Origin of the sequence: Synechococcus sp. R3-13 (assembly GCF_047462195.1) — a bacterium.
Lineage (GTDB): Bacteria > Cyanobacteriota > Cyanobacteriia > Thermostichales > Thermostichaceae > Thermostichus.
Genome location: NZ_JANSIO010000334.1, coordinates 1 through 7,450 on the forward strand (window position 1 = coordinate 1; position 7,450 = coordinate 7,450).

Sequence of the window (7,450 nt, forward strand, 5' to 3'; positions counted from 1 at the left end):
AATCCTCTCAGAAAAAACCTGCCCGTAGCACTCAGTTATGTCTGCCTTATGGTCATTTCGATTCAAACTAGAACACTGCACCCACGCCCACAGTCATTTTAAATAAGAATGAAACGAAATGAAACATTTCCATCCCATTGCTTCCCAACTCCCCTCTCCCTCTGGGAAGAGGACTGGGGGTGATCTTGGAAGCGGTATGGAGCGCTTGGGGATTGTCTCAATCCAGCTTGAAAGGACTACAAATGGCCAAAAAACGAAGTCTCCAGACCCGTCCTCCCAGTGCGGCGGAAGGAAGCCAGCAGGGTGTCAATTCTGGGACTCGACCGGCTGCGGCGGCTGCCATTTCAGCACCAAGGTAGAAAGTTGCGGCAGGCAGAGCTCGAGGGAGTAGGGCAAGTTGTGGTAGGCCCAGTCGTCTGTCCACTTGCCCCCCAAATTGCCTACCCCGCTGCCCCAAAACTCCACAGCATCGCTGTTGAGCAGCTCTCGATAAAAACCTCGTTCCGGTACCCCAATGCGGTAATTGGGCCAGACCACCGGCGTGAAGTTACAAACCACCACCACCCACTCACTGGGATCCTCCCCATAGCGGATGAACGAAACGATGCCGCGATGATCGCTGCAGTCGATCCAGCGGAACCCTTCTGGCTTGGTGTCTTGGGTATACAGGGCAGGCTCAGAGCGCAACAGGTGATTCAGGCTGGCCACATAGTGGCGCAACTTGGCGTGGGGTTCATACTGCAGCAGCTCCCAGTCCAGATCTGCCCAAACATTCCACTCATTCCACTGGCCAAACTCCATGCTCATGAACAAGGTTTTCTTGCCAGGGTGGGTGAACATGTAGCCATACAAAGCCCGCAGACTGGCGAACTTATGCCAATGATCCCCCGGCATTTTGCCCAACATGTGGCTCTTGCCATGCACCACCTCATCATGAGAAAAGGCCAGCATGTAATTTTCGCTGAAGGCATACATGAGGCTGAAGGTGACCAAATGGGGATGGAACTGGCGGAACCAGGGATCCATGTGGAAATAATCCAACATGTCGTGCATCCAACCCATGTTCCACTTCAAGTTGAAGCCCAGCCCACCCACATGGGTTGGCCAAGTTACCATCGGCCAAGCAGTAGATTCTTCGGCAATGGAAAGCGCACCGGGGTTGTATTTGAAAATGAGGGTATTGAGCTGCCGGAAAAAGTCGATGGCTTCGAGGTGTTCCCGCCCGCCGTAGGGATTGGGGATCCACTCTTTGCGGTCATAATCCAGATAAAGCATCGAGGCCACCGCGTCCACCCGGATCCCATCGATGTGGTATTTCTCGAACCAAAAAAGGGCATTGGCCACCAGATAATTGCGCACCTCGTTGCGGCCATAATTAAAAACCAAAGTGCCCCAACCTTTGTGCTCACCTTTGCGAGGGTCGGCGTATTCGTACAGGTGAGTACCGTCGAAAAAAGCCAGCCCATGCCCATCTTTGGGGAAATGTCCAGGCACCCAATCGACAATCACGCCGATCCCGGCTTGGTGAGCCCGATCGACAAAATACATAAAGTCTTGCGGGGATCCATAGCGGGATGTTACGGCATAGTAGCCAATCACCTGATAGCCCCAAGAGCCATCGAAGGGGTGTTCTGCCACCGGCAACAGCTCGATGTGGGTAAAGCCCAGCTCCTTCACATAGGGGATTAGCTTGTCCGCCAGCTCGCGGTAGGTGAGGAAGCGAGTATTGGGCTTTTGGTCCACCAGCACACTTTGCCCTTCGGCAGGTGGATCTTCAGCCGAGGCGTGCATCCAGGATCCCAGATGCACCTCATAAACCGAAATCGGCGAGCGCAGGGGATCGGTGGCGGCGCGTTTTTCCAGCCAGGCTTGGTCGTGCCAGGTGTAGGTGTTGAGGTCGGCTACGATGGAGCCGGTTTTGGGGCGCACCTCCTGTTGAAAGCCATAGGGATCCGATTTTTCGTAGATATCCCCCCAGGAAGTTTTCACCTCGTACTTGTAGATGGCGCCTGGCCCTATGCCGGGGATGAACACCGCCCAGATGCCGCTTTCGCCCAGCCGCTTCATCTGGTGTTGACGCCCGTCCCAGTGGTTAAAATCGCCGATAACGCTGACGTTGCGGGCGTTGGGAGCCCAGACGGCGAAATGCACCCCCTTCACCCCATCCACCGTGATGGGATGAGCGCCCAGCTTGTCGTAAATGCGGTGGTGATTCCCCTCGTTGAACAAGTAGCGATCCAGCTCGCCAATGTGGTTGACCTTCTCCAAGGGAAAGCGGTAGGGATCCTCCCATTCTTCCAAGTGTTCCCCTTGGGGATCCCAGACCCGTTGGGCCCGCAAAAAATAGTCCGGCAGAGGGGTTCCCGGCTCAAAGCGCAGCTCGAATAGCGTTTCCGGGTGCAGCGGCTGCATCGGGTAAGCCTGTCCGGTGGCGCGTTCCACCAGCCAAACCTGCCGAGCATTGGGCACAAGGGCGCGCACCAACCCAAAGGATTTCCCGGCCTCTTCTATCTGCTGGGGGCCCAAAACGGCATAGGGATCCTGCCATTGGTTGGAAACAAACTGACCCACTTGTTCGGCAGACAGGAGAAAGCCCATCGGGAACCCTCAGTAAATGACCATTCTAGTCTAGCGGTGGCTGACCCCCAGTTTGCGCTGTCAGCTCCAGGCCCGCCTCCAGGCAAAGAATCCCTGCAAGAAGTTCTGCAGGCGGGGGTTGGTGGCCAATTGTTGCCTGCGGTGCTGCAGGGCCGCCTTGGCGTTCACCTCCGAGCGGGTGGGGTAGATGTGGATCCCGGTCAGGGCAGAGACGGGCAGCCGCCGGCTCATGGCCAAAACCACTTCATGAATCAGCTCTCCCGCCTGGGATCCCACCAGGTGCGCCCCCAAAATCTGGCCGTTGCGCCGACAGATCAATTTGGCAAAGCCCAGGGGGGCGGCTTCTGCCTGGGCCCGATCCACATCGGCAAACTCCTGTTTGAGCACCACCACATCCTTGCCGTATTGCTGCCGGGCTTCGCTTTCGGTGAGGCCCACACGGGCCAGCTCCGGCTCGGTAAAGATGGCCCAGGGAATGACGCGATAACGCGCTTGGCTGAGGGGGAAAAACAGGGCATTGACCAAGGCCACTGCCGCTTCGTAGGCCGCCACATGGGTAAATTGCGGCCCGCCGATGACATCCCCACAGGCGTAGATGCGGGGATTGCGGGTTTGCAGCTTGGCATTTACCTGGATCCCTTGGGGGGTGTACTGCACGCCGGCGGCTTCTAGACCCAGCCCTTCCACGTTCGGGATCCGACCGGCGGCCACCAAAATCGCTTCTGCGCGGATCACCGGGTCACCTGTAGCGGCGGAGCCTGCTCCAGGGTTGGCCTTTAGGTAAAGCAGCTTTGCCCCCTGCTCTTGGCCGACTGCTGTGGCGCGTACCCGGGTGAGGATGCGGATCCCATCTTGGGCCAACTGTTGCTGCACCACCTGGGCGGCTTCGGGATCCTCCTTGGGCAAGATGCGCTCGCGGCTGGCAATGAGGGTCACCTCGGATCCCAGACGGGCCAGAGCTTGGCTTAACTCGCAGCCTACCGGCCCCGCCCCTATCACCGCCACCGATTTGGGCAAGCGGGTCAAGTCAAAGATCGATTCGTTGGTCAGATAGCCCGCCTCGGCCAAGCCTGGCAAGGGGGGAACCCAAGGACGGGATCCGGTGGCGATGACAAAAGCCCGCGCCTGTACCTGCCGTCCTGCCACCTCAAAGGTGCGCCCATCCACAAAGTGGCCCTTGGCAAACACCAGTTCCACCCCCAGTTGGCGGAAGCGATCTGGCGAATCGGCGTGGTTGGCGATGTAGCTCTGGGCAGAGCGAATGTGTTCGTACACCTTGAGGTAATCCACCGAGATCCCTGCTGGGCCGGGGAGAGTCACCCAACCGGCAGCCATGGCCTGGCGAATCCGATGGACGGTATGGGCCACGTGAAGAAGGGCTTTGCTGGGCACACAGCCATACCAGAGGCAATCGCCGCCCAAGCGGTCGCTGCCTTCCACCAGCAGCACCTTGGCCTTCAGTTGGGCCGCAGCGCTGGCCACCACCAGACCCGCCGCACCGGCGCCGATGACCACAATATCGTAGGAGACAGGCATGGCTTGTTCTGAACAAAAACATCGGGCAAGGGATAGCACCATCCTATGTCTTGAGTAGGCCGGGGGTAGGCTGGGAGAAGTCCTTGCCAAAGGATCCCTTTCTGGATGGGAGAAGAACTTGTTAGAGTGGGACGGATGGATCCCTTAGAATCTGGGTTGATCCGTCTGTTCTACCTTTCAGGTTTTGGGGACTTATGACTATCCTGCTGCCGAGCGAACCTATCTTGGCCGTGAGCATCTTCGGCATGGGCCTGCCAGAGCTGGCCGTGATTGGGGTGATCGCGGTGGTCGTGTTTGGCCCCAAGAAGCTACCGGAGTTGGGCAGCGCCTTTGGCAAAGCGTTGCGGAGTTTCAAACAAGAGATGAACAACCCCAGCAGCGATGACGAGCCTGCCGGCACGGAAAAGGTGGAGAAGGTGGTGGAGAAGGATGCCGCCTGAGGGTCGCGGAGAGGGGTGGGATCCCAACTCCTGCAAGGGGCCTGCTGCCGGAACTGTTGAGAGGGGGGATCCAAGCCGGCTTCGATCAGAAGTAAAGTCAGCTCGCAAGGGAGCCGGCTCCAGGGCTAGTGTATAGTTCTGGAAAGTTTCCCGGCCCGGCGCTACCGGCTGAGCCAGGATCAGCCTGGATGGGCCCATCGGATGCCCCAGAGGTGTATGGCTGAGCTGACCGATTTCCAGTTAATGCGCCAGATCCAACTGCGGGATCGCCGCAGCCACTTTTTGCTCAAGGATCGCTATCAGAAGCGCCTGCTGGATATTGCCTTGGCCATTCTCAAGCAACCTCACCAGGCGGAAGAGGTGGTGCGGCAGGTGTTCGAGTTCTGCTGGAAACACGCCGATGCCTTTGACCTGCAGCGGGATCGCTCAGTGGCCCTGTGGCTCTACGAGTTGACGGCCTTTCAAGCCAGGGAACGGCTGCGGCGTTGGGCTTGGCTACCTGCCCCCCTCTCCATTCAAACTTCGGCTCCCCTGTGGCCGCAACGTCTTCTCTGGGGCAGCCTGGCGGTATTGGGGATCTACGCGCTGGCCATAACAGCGGCCTACTGGCGGCTGCGCTGGCAGTGGGGATCCCCCATCGAGGGAGAGTCGGTGGCAGTTCAACGGCTCTACCAAGAGTGGCAACGACAACCGCAGGTGCAGCGAACCCTGCTGCGGGATCCCAGCTTCAGCACTCCCCTGTTGGTGCAAGCCCTCTGGTCGCCCCATGCCAAGCAGGTGCTGCTCTTGGCCTCGGAGATGGCTCCCGCCCCCCCAGGGAGCACTTATCAACTGTGGCTGGAGTCGGAGATCCAGGGAGGGGGACGACTGCTGGAAAACGCCGGCACTTTTGCCGTCAACGGGGAAGGATCCCTGCAGTGGCTCAGTCAACCCATCCATTCTGAGCAGCCGACCCGCCTCCTCATCACCCTCGAACCGGCAGGAGGGAGCGAATCCCCCACAGGCCCGCCTCTGCTGCAGAGCAGTTTTTGGATCCCTGCCGCCCAGCCATGATCAGGAGAGATTGGGGGATAACTGGGGGGCTTGTCTCCCGCTTTTGCGCCGCTTAGCATGGGATCCCCGCAAGCGCACCTTGAGACGGTAGCGAACAGTTTCATGCACAACTTTGTAGGAAGCATCCACACCGTGGGTTTCCCGCAGCCATTCGCGAATGTCGCTGTAGGTACGGAATCGGCCAGGCTGATGCAGCTCCTGCTTGAGGATTTCCAAAACCGGCTTGGGGATGAGGGGTTTGCGCCCTTGGTTGCGGGGCACCGTCAACATGCCCTCTAGCCCCTTGGCCTTGTAGCGTTGAAACCATCGAAAAATCGTTGAGATGTCCCGCCCCAGAATTTCAGCCAAGCCTGTCATCGTCTTGACTTTCCCAATCTTGAGCAGGTAAAGAGCTTGAACCCGCTCCTTGCCGGTCGGTGTGGACTGCTTGCCAAGTAGAGATTTGAGCTCTTCAGCCGATTCCCGAATGTCGAGCTTGAGGACTCCAGCCATGTTGGGGCGTCGCAGAACAGCGTTGAATTCGTTGCCTGGCGGAGAGTCTACCACAGTAACTTGGGGTTTTGGAAGTTGTTCGTGAAGTTTGCCTGGGCATCTCTTGACGTTTACAGAATCTCGAACTGAAAAATCTCCAACAGGCCACCCTTGTCGCTTTTCAGGACAGGCGGGCAAGGGATCCCCTCTAGGGCGGCAGGCCGTGGCTGTAGGAGTGGCTGTAGGATCAGAGGGCAAGCTTGCCGACGCTGCACTGTGGTTCTTCGCAGGTATCTTGCAGGAGAGGGGCTGCGTTGGTTTCGACTGGCCCTGCAGTTGCAAGGATCGGTTGTACCGGCAGTGCTGCCCCGCGCCTTTACCTGCGGCTTGGTCGGAGTGCTGGTTTCGATTCTGTATAAGCTGGGGCTGCCCCTGGCGCTGTCGTCGTTGGTGGCGTTTGTGCCCAACATCGTTTTGGGTTTGATGCTGGTGTTTCGGACAAACACCGCCTACGAACGGTTTTGGGAGGGGCGGAAAGCCTGGGGATCCGTGGTGAATGACGTGCGCAATTTGGCCCGCCTGATTTGGGTAGCCATTGAAGAAAAGCAGCCCGGCGACCGGGAAGAGAAGATCCAAACTCTATATCTATTGCCCGCCTTTGCCATGGCCATGAAGCAGCACCTGCGCCAGGAACCTTTGCTGGATGAGATTCAGCCCCTGCTCAGCCCGGAGCAGTTGCAACGTCTCCAAAGCCTCAAACACCCCCCCTTGCAAATTGCCTTTTGGATTGGATCGGAGATTATCTGCAGCGCCAATACCAAAAGGGCCGCGTTGAGGTCTACCAGCTCACGATCATGGTGGAGCGGCTCAACAGCATGGTGGATGCGCTGGGGGCCTGTGAGCGCATTCTCATGACCCCAATGCCCATGGCTTATGCCCTGCACTTGAAGCAGTTGTTATTGCTCTACTGTTTATCTTTGCCGTTTCAGATGGTGGAAGGTTTGGGTTGGATGACCGGTCCCATTGTGGGATGGCTGAGCTTTATGTTGTTTGGCGTTGAAGAGATCGGCATCGAAATTGAAAACCCCTTCGGCCGGGATCCCAATGATCTGCCCCTCGATAACATTTGCAACAAGATGAAGCACAATATTGCGGATTTGATCAATTCCACTTAGGGAACTCTCGCCGTTCTGGATGGCAGGGCAGCTGCCCATTTCAGATCCTCAGCCGGCACCTACCCCTAGTGGAGATAGCCGGGGCGAACCCGATGATTGAGAGGAAGGGATCCCTATATCTTGGGTAGGGAACAAGATGGGTTTGGTGACATACTCCCATCGCTGACCCTACGGGTA

General features: G+C 58.0%; 5 protein-coding genes and 1 pseudogene. 3 read left to right on the forward strand and 3 right to left on the reverse strand.

Annotated elements, in window-relative coordinates:
* Window positions 1-306: 306 nt before the first annotated feature.
* Both glgB and NW856_RS10325 read right to left on the reverse strand, forming a co-directional pair.
* Window positions 307-2,598: a 1,4-alpha-glucan branching protein GlgB gene (glgB, locus tag NW856_RS10320; RefSeq protein WP_414400148.1), complete on the reverse strand. Its 2,292-nt coding sequence runs from the start codon at window positions 2,596-2,598 to the stop codon at window positions 307-309.
* Window positions 2,599-2,658: 60 nt separating this feature from the next.
* Complete coding sequence (locus tag NW856_RS10325; RefSeq protein WP_414400150.1) at window positions 2,659-4,134, reverse strand: dihydrolipoyl dehydrogenase family protein; 1,476 nt, start codon at window positions 4,132-4,134, stop codon at window positions 2,659-2,661.
* A gap of 194 nt (window positions 4,135-4,328) precedes the next feature.
* On the opposite strand from NW856_RS10325, the gene tatA reads away from it, so the two are divergent.
* Window positions 4,329-4,574, forward strand: a complete 246-nt coding sequence (tatA, locus tag NW856_RS10330; RefSeq protein ID WP_011433563.1) for a twin-arginine translocase TatA/TatE family subunit — start codon at window positions 4,329-4,331, stop codon at window positions 4,572-4,574.
* Window positions 4,575-4,790: 216 nt separating this feature from the next.
* On the forward strand, window positions 4,791-5,627 hold the full coding sequence (locus tag NW856_RS10335) for an anti-sigma factor domain-containing protein (RefSeq protein ID WP_414400152.1): 837 nt from the start codon (window positions 4,791-4,793) through the stop codon (window positions 5,625-5,627).
* Here the strand turns inward: NW856_RS10335 and NW856_RS10340 are convergent, their stop codons facing one another.
* On the reverse strand, window positions 5,628-6,119 hold the full coding sequence (locus NW856_RS10340) for a helix-turn-helix domain-containing protein (RefSeq protein ID WP_414400153.1): 492 nt from the start codon (window positions 6,117-6,119) through the stop codon (window positions 5,628-5,630).
* Between the two features lie 339 nt (window positions 6,120-6,458).
* Here NW856_RS10340 and NW856_RS10345 point away from each other — a divergent pair.
* Window positions 6,459-7,273: pseudogene (locus NW856_RS10345) on the forward strand (bestrophin family protein).
* The last annotated feature ends 177 nt before the right edge of the window (window positions 7,274-7,450 follow it).